Origin of the sequence: Drancourtella sp. An57 (genome assembly GCF_002161525.1) — a bacterium.
Classification (GTDB): Bacteria; Bacillota; Clostridia; order Lachnospirales; family Lachnospiraceae; genus Sellimonas; species Sellimonas catena.
Map to the genome: position 1 here is coordinate 1 of NZ_NFHY01000018.1, position 15,991 is coordinate 15,991.

Genomic DNA, 15,991 nt, shown 5'->3' on the forward strand with positions numbered 1-15,991 from the left:
AGTTTCTTCATACTTTTCTCCTGTGTGTAAAATTTTTTTCTTTTATTTTACATTAAACAGAAGAAAAGCAGGAAATCTCTGGGATTTTTATTGCGAAAAGTTTTTATTCTTCAGTGCTGCTCCCTGCTTTCCTGTATTTTTCAACACATTTTCAATTTTCTATCGTTTTCGCATTTTCAGTTTCAGCATTGCCGTTGCTTTTCGTGCATCCATGGTGTCTACCGCATTTTCGCCGACCACGTCGGTCTCTACGCCCTTTGGATTTTTATTCATATCAACAATCGTATCCATATACGGATTGGTCACCACGAACTGTCCGGCCGTTCCGGAAAAGTGGATTCCCACCACCGGAATGTCGCGTTTTCCGAGCTGTTCGATTGTATTGGCATAATCGACATCGCTGTTTCCCCATCCGTCTGCAGAGATGATCACGCCGTCCGCGCGCATTCCTTCCGCCCAGACTGCCGCCCTGGTTCCCACCAGCACTTTGTCCTGCTGATCCTGTGGTGTCCCCACGATAAGGATTCCCATCAGATCCAGATCCTCATCGGCTGACACTACATCCAGAAGCGGATCGCGGAAGTTGTGAAGTGTTGTTTCTTTTGTTGAAGGTCCGATTCCCATTCTCTGTCACCCCTTTTCGTTCTTTTTCTACTGCATGGACCGCAGAATTCCGTCACGGTATTCGTTTGGTGTTACTAGAACCGGCATATTTCCCATATCGATGATGGAGCGGCCTCCTTCCACGCCTGATGGTTCTTTTGCGAAGAGATGCATGTCATACATAGCTCCCTGCCCGGCCACCTGTTTGATAATGAGTACTTTTTTCTTTCCCGGACGTACCACATCGTAATATTCGTGACGTTCTGTGCAGCGGTCCCCATGAAATTTCTTCAGCTGTTCCCGGAGTTCCTGGACAAATTCATCACATGCGCTGTGTGCCGCCGTTACCCCTGCCCGGATCTGGCCCATTCCTTCCTGAAGCGTCACATCAAAAGCAATCATGATATCTCCTTCTCCTGGCGTCCCGGCTCTTCCGTAACAGATCTGCTCCTTCAGGTTTCCTTCCGAGGATCCGAATTCATGTGTCTGCTTTCCTACAGTATCCACGCCTGTCAGGATCACATAGACACCTGTCAGCGTATGAGTAATTCCTTCCCCGATATTTCCAAGCACTTTCGCTGAAATCGGGATAATGTCCATAATCGTATTGGTATACTGATCACGTTCTTCCGGTTTGATAATCCGGAAAGAAATATCTGATATATAGTCTTCTTTTCCACGTTTGTAGCGGTCTGCGCTCTCTTTATCCACAGTCAGCACGCCGCTTTCCTCCACCTTGTTCTCCTCGCCCCACATAGCTTCCCGTATGTGGTAGGCTTTAATCACAAGCCGGCGGAGCTGTTTTGTCTCTTCTCCCATGGCATTTGATTCCTTTCCTGTTGATCCTTTTTTATCATAACACACTTTGCACTTTCAGAAAATGATATTTGATTTTCAAATGAAAATAGGGATCTGTACACTCTGTACAGATCCCATAATGATTTGCATCAAACTTTTGCAATGTATTCAAATGGAAGCGGAACTACCTTTCCTGGAGTATCGATTGCAACGAGCTGCTCCAGAGTTGCTTTTACAATCTCTGTCTGCATTTCTACGTTGTTCGGTTCTCCGGCATTTGCTCCCATTGGTACGAGCGGTGCTACCGCACGTGGTGTACCTGTCTGACGAACAACAGGTGGAAGGGCTGCGATGATAATTGTAGGAATACCAGCCTCTTCAATCGCTCTCTGCACCAGTACTGCAGAGCGGTGGCAGGTACCTCATCCAGCTGTGAGGATGACTGCGTCGACATCCTCTTCTTTAAACATCTGTGCGATGGCCGGACCAGTTTCATGTTTGAATTTCTCCTGATTTCCACCGCCGCCCATGAATCCTGCGTGTACCGGAGCACATGCTCTGATAAATCCTTCTTTTGCAAGTTCATGGATTCTGTCGATCGGGAACATACAGTTGATGTCTTTGTTTACATCACCGTTATCATATCCACCATGTGAAACCATCAGTTCACTGGATGGAGTTGTATTTTCAATCTTTCTCCATGTGAAGTCTCCGGCAAGATTAAATCTTTCCTGGCTTTTCTTATGGACACCTGCTGCAGTAGCAAGAGCAATAGACATATCTTTAATCTCTTTTGTTACTGGAGTCCATACTGCCGGCGGAGTAATCGGAACATAAATTTCAGATTGTAAACCTTTCACAACCGTTAAGCTCATTTTGAAACCTCCTCATGATTTTCATTCAATTCGCGCATCTCTTTCTGACGCCTCTTGTAGATATCAAGGTTGCTGACGTACTTCTCATTGATCTCCGGCCCCATCTGCTCTACGAAGCTCATGTTCCATGCCACTTCCTGTCCGACTTTGACCGGATAATCTGTGATCAGCATCCGCATCGGAATCTTCAGATAGCCGAGCCTTCCTTTCAGGTCAACTCCTACGCATCCGTCATGTACCTCGACGATGACGCCTTCCATTCTTATGATTTTATCTCCATATTTCAGTTCCATACGTCATTACCATCTATTAATCGTATTTTTCTTTTCTCTTCTGGCTCATCGGGAGAGACTGCTCATTTGCAACGAGATCAATCTTTGTTCCTGTTGCCTTTTCGATCATCTCGATGTTGTTTGCCTTGACATTCGGATTCCATTTCTTTTCTGCCGGTTTTACTTCCTCGCCTGCCATTGCTGCTTTCAGCATTGCGATTGCACGTACTGCTTCTTCTTTACACAGTGTGTTGCATGCAAGAACTTCATTTTCGATACCGGATTCAGATTTATTGTTGTCAACCATGTTTGTCATATACGGATTTCCAACAACGAGTGCACCCTGTACAGCACAGAAAGATAATCCAACTACCGGGATTCCTCTCTTTCCGATCTGCTCATGATGACTTGCAAAATCAATGTGGTTATTTCCAAAGCCTTCTGTTGTGATAAATGCACCGTCAACATCCAGAGCTTCTACTGTCTGTCCGACACGTTTGGATACATAGAACTTCTCTGCGTTGATCTGCGGGCTTCCTACGAAAAGAACGCCGCAGAGGTCAAGCTCTTCGTCATGGAGTGCTTCCAGTACGAGAGGCTCTCTCCAGTAGTGTCTGGACATCTCTTTGGATGCAGGTCCGATACATGTCAGTGCATGGATACATCCATCAAGCACTTCCAGCGGAGATGTCATAACCGGAACGTTTCCAAGGTCTACATTTGGTTTCGCTCCAAGTACTCCTACCGGCTCCATTGGAAGGATCAGGTTATCATGCATAGCGCCCTGTCCCATGATCTCTTTTACGATGACTACTTTTTTCTTTCCAGGATGTCTGAGATGTTCAAACTCCTCTGTATCAACAACAAGTGAGTCGTCCAGTTTCTTAAGGGCTTCACGGATCTCCTGTGTGATCACGTCTGTCGCTGTATGTGCAGCGAGCGGACCCGGACGCTCCATGTTTGTTCCTTCTTTGATGATCACTTCTGTCTTGATGAAGATCTCACCCTTATCCGGTGCTCCCGGACGTCCCCACATGATGTTCTCATCCAGGTATCCTTCGGAAGAACCGAACTCACCGATCTGAACGCCGTTTGCATCTGTACCTGTTACCATCATAACAACGCCGTCAAGTACACGTGTTACACCATTTCCGATTTCAGCTTCGCCTTCTTTTGTGGCAATCGGCTGTACGTCCATGATTGTGTTGGAGTATGTGTGGTACATCTCCGGTGTGATAATATCAATCTTTAAGCTGTTTACCAGTTCCTGGCCTGCAGCTGCTTCTTCTTCGATTCCTTCACGGATGTAAAGCACTGTTCCGTCGATCTTTGTCTCCGGTCCTCTCTTTACTTCAGTGATTTTGAAATGCTTTCTTGTGAGTGTTCCCATCACTCTTGCTTCTTTTTCTTCTGCTGCCGGTGCCGCTGCTACTGCCACCGGAGCCGGTGCTGCTGCTACTGCAGAGCCTCCCATGATGCCAACCGGGATTTCCAGATTGATATCTTTTCCTTCTCCGATATGGAGTTTAAATACTCCACCCGGTACTGCTGCCGGTGCCGGAGCCGGCACTTCCGGCTGAACTGCCGGTGCTTCTTCTTCAGCTGTTTCTTCTTTTACCGGTTCTTCCGCAGAAGCTTCTTTGTATCCTTCTACGACATCCGGTGTAAGTGCTGTAAGTGAATCACATGTTTTTTTCAGTTTTGCACCAAGAACCTGTTCAATCGTAAGGACGCCTTCCAGATTCAGAAGTCCTGAATCTACCAGATCATCAAAGATCGCCGGATCCTCAAGATTTGCAGCTTCGATTGTGATGCCCTCTTCCGCCCTGCAGCAAAGCACGGCCGGATCTTTTGCATGAGCTTTCGCTGTTTCAGCTGTAATTGACATGTTTCATTCCCTCCTTGATTTTCTCCTTCGGCTCTTCGCCGTTTTCTATATATACAACCACACCGCATGGTGACGCAGAATGTGATGTACTTTTATGCCATACCGTTTCTTTTATTTTCCGTCTGGAAACTGTTCTACATGCTTGGAAACTCTCAGATATCTGTATAATGGATGTCCGATTGTTCTCATGACATGGTCTGTCTGATGGAATACTTTCAGTTTCATCTTCGGAGCAGATCCCATAACTGTGTTGGAACAGTCGGAGCAGTTACCGATAATGATGTATTCACATCCGTCTTTTTTAAACTGGATGTTATTCTTTGCCTGTCCCGGGCAGTTACCCGGTCTTTCACACTTAAGCGGTGCGCCCGGCTTGTTCTCAACAGCCTGCTTACATCTTGCTACAGATGCTACAACACCGTTCATCTTTTCGCAGATATCTCTCATACGTGCTTCGCTTCCGCCGCATGCGCAGACAAGAAGTCCGACTTTTGCACCGTGAAGGTTCGGGAAATCGATGGTCACGATGATACCGCCTGTCGTCTTTGTAACAGGAGCATCGAGATCTGTCGGATTTCCGGTGAAAGGTCCTCCCATAATGATCTCTCCGTATACGCCGTCAATACCGCCCGCACGTTCGATCATTTCCCCAACGCTTGTCCCTACCGGAACATTCATGAAGACGTGCGGCTCGTTTCCGCCGTTAAGCTTGCCGATTACTGTCATATTCTTGACAAAGCACGGCTTTCTCTCCTCGATAGCTTCTGCCACTCTGGAGATCGTCTCCACATTGACTACTACCGCATTGGCAGCAGATGGAAGCTGTGTTGTCTCAAGCTCGATTCCAAGACACTCTCTGACAACCGCTCTTTCCTCTCCCATCGGGTAGATGTCCGGAAGAAGGTGGATCGTCATGGCTTCTTCATCTTTAATTGCAGTCCGAAGTGTCTCTACTGCTTTTTCATTTTTCTTCTTGATTGCAAAAATCGCTTTGTCAGCGCCTGCGATATCCATACAATATTTCACGCCGCGTACGATCTTGTCACTCTCGGCCTCGATCTGTCTGATATTATGGTATAGACCAGGCTCACACTCGGCTGCATTGATAAGGATATAGCCATGATCCAGATGCGCGTCCAGCTTGATTCCTGTCGGGAATCCTGCGCCGCCCATGCCGACTACTCCGGCTTCTTTCACCATCTCAAGCGGTGTGCCCTCGGAAATCTTTTCGTACTCATCCGGCTGTTCTTCATCCGGCCTGATCACGATGCGATCTTCCTTTACTTCTTCTACCACACCGTAAACACTGGAGAAGATGTTCGCTCCAAGTCCGGTCGGTTTTGCTACAAGTGTACCCTTTTTTACCACATCTCCGGCTTTTACAACCGGTTCACATGGCGCTCCTACGTGCTGACGCAGTAAAAGTTGAATGTTTCCCATAACAACATGCTCCTTTTCTTTATATTTTATACGGGATATGAGCTCGGTCTCCAATATACGATCTGTCTCCCGTCGTGATCCACAGCAATGTTTGTTTATTGATGATTTCTATAAGATGCTCAGCGCGGTCATTTCCCGGCTGATATCTGAAGCCCGCATATTTACAGGCCTGTTTTCTTTCTGGCGGAGGCATGTGGGAATCGAACCCACCCAGGACGCTCCTAACGCCCTACACTGGTTTTGAAGACCAGGAAGCACACCAGTTACTCATCTACCTCCATGTTATGCTTTTTCGCATAGACAATTTACCACACTTGACGGCAAATTTCAACAGAAAAATAATTAAATTTTTGTCAATTGTATTTTAGCAAATAGCCGTTGACTTTTCAAGGCTTTTCAGTCATAATTGTAATAACTTACTAGACGCCGTACTAGAATGCGGTCTACTATATGGCACCTGCCGCTTCCGGCTTATGCCGCCGGTATTTTTTTTCTGCATACCGTACAGCGTCCCGCCCGATAGATTTATCGCTTTTATCTATAGGCAATCAAAGTTTATGAAGTATTTTTTCTAAGGAGGATCTGATCATGGAACTGAACCCAAAATTAAATCTTGATAATTTTGAGGCATCTTTTTTAGCTGTGGATACACACACAGTCGGAGAATTTACACGTATTGTAGTTTCCGGTTTCCCGAAACTGGAAGGTAATACCATGATTGAAAGAAAGAACTATCTCGCAGAGCATTACGATCATTTTCGTCAGGCTTTGATGTTTGAACCACGGGGACATCACGACATGTTTGGCGCTGTTGTGACAGAACCGGTCAACCCTGAAGCTGATTTCGGCGTTATTTTCATGGATACCGGAGAGTATCTGAACATGTGCGGACATGGTACAATCGGTACAGTTACAGCCGTAATCGAAACAGGACTGATCGAAGCAAAAGAACCTGAGACAGAAGTCGTTCTTGAGGCTCCGGCCGGATTAATCCGTACAAAGGCTCAGGTAAAAGACGGAAAAGTTGTCAGCGTTACTTTGACAAACGTACCTGCATTCCTTTATAAAGAAAATCTCAAAACAGTCGTAGACGGAAGAGAAATTACTTATGATATTTCCTTCGGCGGAAGTTTCTTTGCCATTATCGATGCAGAACAGCCGTCCCTGAATCTTCACGTAGATTCCAAGACTGTTCCGTTCCTTCAGGATTTTGGAATGAAGCTTCTGGAGAATGTCAACAAAGAAGTAAAAGTAAAACATCCGGAGCTCGACATTACAACTGTAGACCTTGCCGAGTTCTACTGTCATACAGATACACCTGGATGCAGCCGCAGAAATGTTGTAATCTTCGGCGATCATATGGCTGACCGTTCTCCGTGCGGAACAGGTACAAGCGCAAAACTTGCCACACTGTACGCAAAAGGTGAAATCGGTATCGGTGAACCTTTCGTATACGAAAGCTTTATCGGCTCCCAGTTCAAAGGTGTTATTCTCGGTGAAGCAAAAGTAGGCGATTACAATGCTGTTATTCCGCGGATTACAGGATCTGCTTATGTTACAGGTCTTTCCACCTACGTCATTGACCCGGACGATCCGCTGAAATACGGATTCCGCGTAGGTCACTAGACCTCACAGTCATGCAGAAAGGACACAGATTTTTATGCCAAGAAAACGTTCTTCCACGAAAAGCCGTATAGTAAAAGCGGCATGGAATCTTTTTTACAAAAAAGGCTATGACAAAACAACCGTAGAAGATATTATCGCTCTTTCCAAGACATCAAAAGGAACCTTTTACCATTACTTCAAGGGGAAAGAGGCACTGCTGAATTCCATCTCCGATCTGTTTGACTCAAAATATGAAGATCTTCAGTCAAAAATTGATCCGGATCTGTCTGCCTATGATACACTTCTGTATCTGAACAGAGAACTGTTCCATATGATCGAAACGAGCATTGATGTTAATCTTATTGCGTTTTTGTATTCTTCTCAGCTTGTCACAAAAGACCACCGGTCGCTTCTTGACGAGCAGCGTCTGTACTTTACCTGGCTGAGAGAGATCCTGGAACACGCGGTGGAAACCGGAGAGTTTCATCCCGGCTGTACTGTCGATGAACTGCTCAAGATTTACGCCATGTATGAGCGTTCCATGATTTATGACTGGGCATTATGCCGGGGTACCTATTCCCTGTCCGAGTACAGCGGGCGTCTTCTGCCCCACGTCCTGGATACATTTGTTCATGGTATTTAAAGAGAATCCTGCACTTTTCGTGCAGGATTCTCTTTTTTCTTTTTTACAAAAGACTGCCGACCGAAAGGAACAACGGTGCAAACACCAGCGAAACAATTGTCATCAGTTTGATCAGAATATTAATAGACGGCCCCGAGGTATCTTTGAAAGGATCACCCACGGTATCTCCGACTACTGCCGCTTTGTGCGCCTCACTTCCCTTTCCACCGTGATGTCCGTCCTCAATATATTTTTTTGCGTTATCCCAGGCTCCGCCTGCATTGGACATGAAAATGGCCATCAGGACACCGGTTACAAGCGCTCCTGCCAGAAGACCGCCCAGCGCCCCCGTTCCAAGGATCAGCCCTGTTACTACCGGAGATGCGACCGCCATAATTCCCGGGATCAGCATTTCCTTCAAGGCTGCTGTTGTAGAAATTGCCACACAGGATTTGTAATCAGGTTTTTCTGTACCGTCCATAATCCCCGGCATTGCCTTAAACTGTCTTCTTACTTCTTCGATCATCTGGTATGCTGCTTTCGATACACTCTGCATTGTCATGGACGAGAATAGAAACGGCAGCATTCCTCCAATAAAAAGTCCGATAATAACTCTGTTGTCCAGAATATCAATCTGATCCAGCCTGACTGCCTCAGCGTAGGACACAAACAATGCTAGCGCGGTCAGGGCTGCAGAACCGATGGCAAATCCTTTTCCTATCGCCGCTGTCGTATTTCCAACGGAATCGAGCTTATCCGTAATCTGACGGACCGATTCGTCCAGCCCCGCCATCTCTGCAATACCTCCCGCATTATCCGCGATCGGGCCATAGGCATCCACCGCAACAGTAATGGCCGTTGTAGACAGCATTCCTACTGCGGCCAGCGCAATTCCATAAAGACCGCTGCACTGGTATGCCGCAAAAATACCGACACAGATCAGAAGAACCGGCGCCGCTGTCGATTTCATTCCGACAGCCATACCGCTGATAATCGTTGTCGCCGCTCCTGTCTCTGACTGCTTTCCAATCTCTTTTACCGAATTATAATCTGCTGATGTATAAATTTCTGTGATAATTCCGATCAGCAGGCCCACAGCCAGACCGGAAATCACCGCTCCCGCCATCCTGAGGCTGCCAAAGAACGCAAGGCTGAAGACAAGCGACACAACAACCACCAGTGCGCTTGATACATACGTTCCCATCTTAAGAGCTCTGTGCGGATTCGACTTTTCATCTCCTTTTACAAAGAAGGTCGCAAGAACAGAAGCAATCAGTCCAAGCCCGGAAATCACGAGCGGATACGCAACGCCTGCCGTCTCATGATATACGATTCCAAGTGTCAGAGCCGAAATCAATGCCCCTACATAAGACTCAAAAAGGTCAGCTCCCATTCCGGCCACGTCTCCGACATTATCTCCGACATTGTCCGCGATGACAGCCGGATTTCTCGGATCATCTTCCGGTATTCCGGCCTCTACTTTTCCGACCAGGTCAGCGCCAACATCTGCCGCCTTCGTATAGATACCGCCTCCCACACGGGCAAACAGTGCGATGGAAGATGCTCCGAAGCTGAATCCGGAGAGCACATCAATATTTCCGGTAATCAGATAAATCATGCTGACACCAAGAACCCCGAGACCTGCCACACAAAGCCCCATCACGGCTCCACCGGAAAATGCTATGGAAAGAGCCCGGTTCATACCGGATTTCATTGCCGCATTTGCCGTTCGGACATTTGCCTTTGTCGCCACCTGCATTCCAAAGTAACCGGCAAGTGTCGAAAACAGAGCACCTGCTACAAAGCACACGGCCGTTACAAGGCTTCTCGTTCCAATACCGATCAGTACAAACAGCACTACAACAAAGACTATCAGAATCCGGTATTCCGCCATCAGGAAAGCTCCAGCTCCTTCCGCAATGGCTTCGGAAATCTCCCGCATTCTCCTGGTTCCTGCCTCCTGTCTGGAAACCTTAAGCGCCAGATAAACCGCAAACAGAAGTGCCGCTGCAGCAAATACAGGAACTACTTTCAGCATTAATGTCATATCATCTCCTCCTCTCAATTTCATGACTTTGCTGTACTTTCTGCTTTTACAGAACAGCCCGCCCCGCGGAAATTTGTCCCCCAAAAAGCAAAACCGGATTTTCATAATGAAAATCCGGTTTTCTCCTGATTATACCATACATTCGTGAAGCTCTTCGTGCTCAATTCCCACCTGATCCATAATGTCAAGCACCGAATCCCTGTCCGTAAGATCCGCACACCAGGCAAGTCCGCATCCCGCCGAAATCGCCCTTGGTACAGGGATCAGTCTGCCATTCACTTCATGTTCTTTACAAGTCTTTTCCATTGCCATAGCATCTGCTGTCGTATGGAATGTCACTACCAGCTTTAATTCTTTCTTTCTCATGATTCAATCACTATTTCAAATTCAGAGCCCTTTTCCGTCACGGTAACCTTCTTGCCTTTATCTTTCGCGAATTTCTCTACATTCGTTCTCTGATGAGGTTCGCTTACAAGTACCTTTACCGGCTCCGTCGTTCCTTTGATCGCCTCTGCTGTCATCATGATCGGTTCCGGACAGGAAAGTCCTCTTGCATCTACTTCCTTCATTTCATTATCATCCTTTCTCATAGAATAACATACATTTCATTAAAATACCATACTATTTCGCCATTTTCCGCTTATTTGTCAATGCAATTATGAAACATACGACAATACAGATGACAACTGCAATCTGACCTGCTGTGCTGACTCCGCCTGCGGACGCTGCCTTGTCCGCAGTTGCCGCACTTGCTGCCGCGCCTGCCAGTCCAAAGTTATGTGATACAGCAGCGCCGACAAACAGTCCCAGTACCGTGACTGCGGAATCGGAAGATCCCTGTCCTGCCAGAACGAGCTGGCGAAGAGGACATCCACCGGCAAGTACTGCCGCGAATCCTACCGCATACATCCCGAGAATATTCCACAGATGCGCGGAATGTGCGATCGGCTGTCCACTGAATCCGAGGTGGAATCCGCCTGTTGCGATATTATAAATCAGCATAACTGCAAACAGTCCTACGATAACAGAAATCAGATCGAAACTTTTGACAAGAATAATATCACGGATACTTCCCGCAAAACACATTCTGGATTTCTGCGCAAAAGCTCCAAAGATCAAACCACCGATCAGAGAAATCAGAATCGGGGCGTGAAGGGCTCCCGGGCCTGCCCCCGGCTCTGATGCAGCAAGCAGTGTTGTGCATACGCTTAAAATCAGAATTCCCACCATCAGAATCGGAAGTACTGTACCACTTGCGGCATTGGTCTCATGTGCCCGTCCAAGGCTGAATCCTTTCTTCAGGAAAAATGCTCCTGTTGCAACGCCGGCAGCAAATCCGATCAGGGCAACCCATGCATTCAGGTCACCTGCTGACATACGGAGTACCATACGAAGCGGGCAGCCAAGGAATGCAAGAGAACCGATCATAATGATCATTCCAAGGACAAAACGGATCATCGGAGAAGATCCTCCGGTAGACCGGTATTCCTTTGTCGCTAATGAGATCGCAAATGCTCCCAGCACAATTCCTACAATTTCAGGTCTGGCATACTGTACTGCCGCCGCGCTGTGGAATTTCAGAGCTCCTGCAGTGTCCCTGACAAAACATGCGATACAGATCGCCATATTCGCCGGGTTTCCTGTTGCAGCCAGAACTGCAGCAACAATACCGCAGACAACGCCGGCAAGCGCCAGTTTTTTCTTTGAGTCAGATAAATTCATTCTCTTTCCTCCTGTTCCTTATTCTTCTTTCGCGAGTTCTTCTACTGCACGGATGGCAGTCTGAATCTCTTCCTCAGTATTGAAATGGGAGAAACTGAAGCGTACGGATCCCTGTTCTACCGTACCGAGTGCTTCATGCATCAAAGGCGCGCAGTGTCCGCCCGGTCTCGTGGAAATGTCGTACGTCATCAGAAGTTCGTCGCTGACTTCCGCGGAATCATAATCCCCGATATTCAGTGTAACGATCGGGCATCTCTCTTCCGTCTCGAAATCACCGTAGATTTTCACGCCGGGAATATCTTTTACCCCCTCGTAAAACATCCGCATCCACTTCTGCTCGGTTCTGCGGATTGTATCAATCCCAACACGTTCGATGTAGCCGAGTGCCGCATTCAGTCCTGCGATTCCATGCCCGTTGAGTGTGCCTGCCTCCAGTGCCGTCGGCATTTCAGACGGATGATGATGATTGTATGTCTGTACTCCGCTTCCTCCCATCTTCAGCGGACGAATCTTCAGTCCTTCTCTCACATAAAGCCCGCCGGTTCCCTGCGGGCCCAGGAGTCCTTTGTGTCCTGTAAAGCAGAGTACATCCACATGCATGGCTTTGACATCAATCGGGAAAACCCCCGCCGTCTGGGATGCATCCACAATATAGAGAACACCATGGTCATGTGCCATCTTTCCGATCCTTCCAATATCAACCAGATTTCCCGTCAGATTGGATCCGTGTGTCGTCACGATGGCCTTTGTCTCTGGACGGATTGCCTGCTCGATCTCTTCATAACAGATCCTGCCCTTGTCATCACTCTTTACAAAGGTCACTTCCACTCCTTTTTCCTGAAGATCATAGATCGGCCTGAGGACAGAATTATGCTCCAGTACAGTCGTAATTACATGATCTCCAGGATCTATCAATCCCCGGATTGCCGTATTCAGGCTTTCGGTAGAATTGGATGTAAACGCGATCTGCTTCGGCTCCTCCGCACCAAAGAGCTTTGCCAGGCGCTCTCTTGCTTCATAAATGATCCGCGCCGCCCCCAGAGATGCTGTATTGGCACCTCGCCCTGCATTTCCAAGGGAACCCATTGCATTTACAACCGCATCGATCACTTCCTGCGGCTTATGCATCGTAGTCGCCGCATTATCAAGATAAATCATAGTCTCTCCCTCCCATTACATCTAGTATATCTTTTTTATCAAATCCAGTCTAATTTAAAAACCCTATGAAAATTGCCAATTTATAGAAACATTCTATAAATTGGCAATCTGTAATTACTTGTGAATTTGATACATTTCTTTCACTACTTTAATAAACCGCTCAGCGGATTTTGAAAGGTGAAAGTTTTTATTGTAAACGACATTCAGGTCCCGGCCTTCTCCTTCACCCGGCACCTTGCGGCAAAGCACCTTTCCTGTTCTGACCTCTTCTTCCGCTGCCAGTCTGGAGATAATGGAAATTCCCATTCCGTTCATGACGGAACGTTTAATTGCCTCCTGGCTCTCCATACTTGCGACTACGGTAAGCTGATCCACATCGATCCCGTAGCGTTTCAGCTGTTTTTCCGCTTCCTTTCGTGTCCCGGATCCTTCCTCCCTCATGATATAGGATTCTGATTTCAGCCAGTCCAGATTTTCCTGCTCCATAAGCGCCTGATACTTTTCCGTATTCGGCATAATGATAATCAGTTCATCCTTATAGAAAGGAATATATTTGCAGAACTTCCTCTCGAGAACAGTTCCGGAAAACCCGATATCAGCCGCTCCCCCGGAGATCAGTTCGATCACTTTGGAACTGTCCGTCTCAATGACCTTAAACTGCTCTTTCGGATATTTCTCAATGAACCTTGCCAAAATCCCCGGCAGAATATACTGCGCCGGAATTGTGGATGCCGCAATTGTGATCTTTCTGACATCCGACTGTCTCTCTCCGCAGAAACATGCCTCAATCTGCTCTTCCAGATCAATCATCTGTTTTGCGTAGCTGTAGAGAACGGTTCCATCCTCGGACAGACTCACCTCTTTTGTATTTCTGATAAACAGCCTTGCATCCAGCTCCTTTTCCAACGAGGCAATATGTGCGCTGATCGTCGGCTGTGTCAGATACAGCTCCCTTGCCGCTTTGGAAAAGCTCTTCTTATCTGCGACACATACGAATGCCTCCAACTGTTTTAAATTCATAAATATGCAACCCTTTCGCTCTCTGCTCCTGTTTTCTTAGTCACTTTCTGGCTGTCCATATATTCCAGGATCGGCTTGGCGCTCTTCCGGCTTGTTCCAAACATATCCCGCACCTCAGCAATCGTAATCAAACCGTCCTTCTGAAGTTTCTCAATAATCTTTGCTTTTGCTTTCTCCATATAGGACGCCAGTGTATACATTTCATCGTTGATCTTTACGACAGTTCCGTCGGAAATCAGCACCTGAAGCACATCTTCCTTCACTCCGTCCGGGAGCTTCGGAAATACGATCTCTGAAAAACGGACAAAATCATACCCCGCTTTCTCAAAGGTCTCAAGAATCGTCCGGGATGCTTTCTCAAATACCGCATCTTTTGGTATCTCATAAGCCGGGGCATGGAGGTACTCTCCGCTGCGTCCGATCTTTCCCTCATTTATCAGCATTTCAATATACATGTCAAATACATTTGGCTTGACCTGCTTCATAAAGCGCATATGCACTTCTGCCTTCGGCATACCCGGCCGGTACGGATGAGCCTTATGGAATCCTTCCAGCTCTTTTAAAATGGACTCTGTCATGCTCTCCTGCGAACTTCTGTGCCATACATAGGTATCTTTCTTCATAGGGAACACATGAATCTGTCCTGCCGCCTGCAGCTCTTTTACATCTTCCTCCACTTCCTCCGGTGCAAGCGCAGTGATCTTGGCCAGTTCCGCAACTGTCACCATAGTCTTGTCATGCTGGCGGATATGAAGCTCGATCACATCAGCAGAGGAGCCGGACTCTTTTTTCTTCAGTTCCTCAATCACATCCGGCTGGAATCTCTTCTTCCATTTCGGATTCGGCTCCAGAATCACGCCGCCCCCGATGGTCTCCATTGGAGAATAGAAGCGCACAACAAACCGGTCGCCTCTTCGCACGGCGATCTCCTCCTCCAGACGCAGCTGCACAAAGCCGCTCTCGCCCGGTCCGATCTCCTCTTTATCAAGCAGGACGGCACGGCATAGAACTTCGCTTGTCCCTGTAAACAGGTGAAGTCTTGCATTATTGGTAAGGATCCTCATGGAAGATGGAAGGACATTGAGCCTTACGTCCAGAAGATCTGTATTTTTCATATTTTTCGGTGGCGCAAGAACACAGCCCCTCTTGATCTCAGACTTTTTGATGTTGGAGAGATTGATGGCCACACGCTGTCCGGCATAGCAGACATCCACATTTTCGCCGTGGACCTGGATATTCCGGATTTTACATTCTTTTCCGATCGGATACATGCAAAGGGTATCCTCTTTCCGGATTGTCCCCGCAAGCAGGGTTCCGGTAATGATTGTCCCGAATCCGGATATGGTAAACGCACGGTCAATCGGAAGTCTCGGAATCGTATGAATATCTTTTTCCGTCACTTCATTTTCCGTCATCCGCTGGATCGTATCGATAAGATCAGGCAGCCCCTCTCCTGTAGCGGCGGATACCTTTACAATCGGTGCATTCTCAAGGAATGTGCCATGCAGTTCCTCACGCACTTCCTCCTCAACAAGCTCCATCCACTCTTCATCCACAAGATCGCATTTGTTGAGGACAATGATACTCTTCTCAATACCAAGCTCGCCAAGAATGTCCATATGTTCTCTTGTCTGCGGCATGATTCCCTCATCCGCCGCGATTACAAGCATGACCAGATCCATCCCTACCACGCCTGCAACCATATTGTTAATAAAACGCTCATGTCCCGGCACGTCGATAATCCCTGCCCGGTCGCCGTTTGGAAGGTCGAAATAGGTAAATCCAAGATCGATCGTGATCCCTCTTCTCTGCTCTTCTTCCCATCGGTCTGTATTTCTTCCTGTCAGCGCCTTGATCAGCGTCGTCTTTCCATGGTCAATATGACCGGCTGTTCCTATGATAATGTGTTTCATGTTATTTCATTCCCACTGTCTCTATCGT

The 15,991-nt window shown here is 47.3% G+C and carries 15 protein-coding genes and 1 tRNA gene; 2 read left to right on the forward strand and 14 right to left on the reverse strand.

Going from position 1 to position 15,991, the window contains the following annotated elements; all coding sequences use genetic code 11:
- Positions 1 to 159 precede the first annotated feature (159 nt).
- From B5G11_RS13330 to B5G11_RS13360, 7 genes are all read right to left on the reverse strand, one after another.
- Positions 160 to 624 (reverse strand): glycine/sarcosine/betaine reductase component B subunit, encoded by a 465-nt coding sequence (locus B5G11_RS13330; RefSeq protein ID WP_087254612.1) that lies wholly within the window; start codon positions 622 to 624, stop codon positions 160 to 162.
- Between the two features lie 27 nt (positions 625 to 651).
- Positions 652 to 1,422, reverse strand: coding sequence for a proline reductase cluster protein PrdD (gene prdD, locus B5G11_RS13335; protein WP_087168692.1), 771 nt, complete (start codon positions 1,420 to 1,422; stop codon positions 652 to 654).
- A gap of 128 nt (positions 1,423 to 1,550) precedes the next feature.
- Positions 1,551 to 2,276 (reverse strand): D-proline reductase (dithiol) protein PrdB, encoded by a 726-nt coding sequence (gene prdB / locus B5G11_RS13340; protein WP_087168693.1) that lies wholly within the window; start codon positions 2,274 to 2,276, stop codon positions 1,551 to 1,553.
- Positions 2,273 to 2,569 (reverse strand): CBO2463/CBO2479 domain-containing protein, encoded by a 297-nt coding sequence (locus B5G11_RS13345; RefSeq protein WP_171028009.1) that lies wholly within the window; start codon positions 2,567 to 2,569, stop codon positions 2,273 to 2,275. Before B5G11_RS13345 ends, prdB begins: the two co-directional genes overlap by 4 nt.
- Positions 2,570 to 2,585: 16 nt before the next feature.
- Positions 2,586 to 4,436, reverse strand: a complete 1,851-nt coding sequence (gene prdA, locus B5G11_RS13350) for a D-proline reductase (dithiol) proprotein PrdA (protein WP_087254615.1) — start codon at positions 4,434 to 4,436, stop codon at positions 2,586 to 2,588.
- Between the two features lie 111 nt (positions 4,437 to 4,547).
- On the reverse strand, positions 4,548 to 5,876 hold the full coding sequence (gene prdC, locus B5G11_RS13355; protein ID WP_087254618.1) for a proline reductase-associated electron transfer protein PrdC: 1,329 nt from the start codon (positions 5,874 to 5,876) through the stop codon (positions 4,548 to 4,550).
- 181 nt (positions 5,877 to 6,057) lie between these two features.
- Positions 6,058 to 6,155 (reverse strand) — tRNA-Sec (locus B5G11_RS13360).
- 309 nt (positions 6,156 to 6,464) lie between these two features.
- Here B5G11_RS13360 and B5G11_RS13365 point away from each other — a divergent pair.
- Positions 6,465 to 7,502 carry a proline racemase family protein gene (locus B5G11_RS13365; protein WP_087168696.1) on the forward strand — a complete coding sequence of 346 codons (1,038 nt, stop codon included), beginning with the start codon at positions 6,465 to 6,467 and terminating at the stop codon, positions 7,500 to 7,502.
- A gap of 34 nt (positions 7,503 to 7,536) precedes the next feature.
- Positions 7,537 to 8,124 (forward strand): TetR/AcrR family transcriptional regulator, encoded by a 588-nt coding sequence (locus B5G11_RS13370; protein WP_087168697.1) that lies wholly within the window; start codon positions 7,537 to 7,539, stop codon positions 8,122 to 8,124.
- 43 nt (positions 8,125 to 8,167) lie between these two features.
- On the opposite strand, the gene B5G11_RS13375 is transcribed toward B5G11_RS13370, so the two are convergent.
- The 7 genes from B5G11_RS13375 to selB all read right to left on the reverse strand — a co-directional run bounded on the left by B5G11_RS13375 (position 8,168) and on the right by selB (position 15,963).
- Entirely contained in the window at positions 8,168 to 10,150 is a 1,983-nt protein-coding gene (locus B5G11_RS13375) for a sodium-translocating pyrophosphatase (RefSeq protein WP_087168723.1), read from the reverse strand.
- Between the two features lie 129 nt (positions 10,151 to 10,279).
- Positions 10,280 to 10,516 (reverse strand): DUF3343 domain-containing protein, encoded by a 237-nt coding sequence (locus B5G11_RS13380; RefSeq protein ID WP_087254621.1) that lies wholly within the window; start codon positions 10,514 to 10,516, stop codon positions 10,280 to 10,282.
- Positions 10,513 to 10,719 (reverse strand): sulfurtransferase TusA family protein, encoded by a 207-nt coding sequence (locus B5G11_RS13385; RefSeq protein WP_087254624.1) that lies wholly within the window; start codon positions 10,717 to 10,719, stop codon positions 10,513 to 10,515. The genes B5G11_RS13380 and B5G11_RS13385 overlap by 4 nt, the downstream gene beginning before the upstream one ends.
- A 52-nt stretch (positions 10,720 to 10,771) precedes the next feature.
- Positions 10,772 to 11,872 (reverse strand): YedE family putative selenium transporter, encoded by a 1,101-nt coding sequence (gene yedE / locus B5G11_RS13390; protein WP_087168700.1) that lies wholly within the window; start codon positions 11,870 to 11,872, stop codon positions 10,772 to 10,774.
- 18 nt (positions 11,873 to 11,890) lie between these two features.
- Entirely contained in the window at positions 11,891 to 13,030 is a 1,140-nt protein-coding gene (locus tag B5G11_RS13395) for an aminotransferase class V-fold PLP-dependent enzyme (protein ID WP_087254627.1), read from the reverse strand.
- 114 nt (positions 13,031 to 13,144) lie between these two features.
- Complete coding sequence (locus tag B5G11_RS13400) at positions 13,145 to 14,050, reverse strand: selenium metabolism-associated LysR family transcriptional regulator (protein WP_087168702.1); 906 nt, start codon at positions 14,048 to 14,050, stop codon at positions 13,145 to 13,147.
- Positions 14,047 to 15,963, reverse strand: a complete 1,917-nt coding sequence (gene selB, locus B5G11_RS13405; protein WP_087254629.1) for a selenocysteine-specific translation elongation factor — start codon at positions 15,961 to 15,963, stop codon at positions 14,047 to 14,049. Before selB ends, B5G11_RS13400 begins: the two co-directional genes overlap by 4 nt.
- Positions 15,964 to 15,991: the final 28 nt, after the last annotated feature.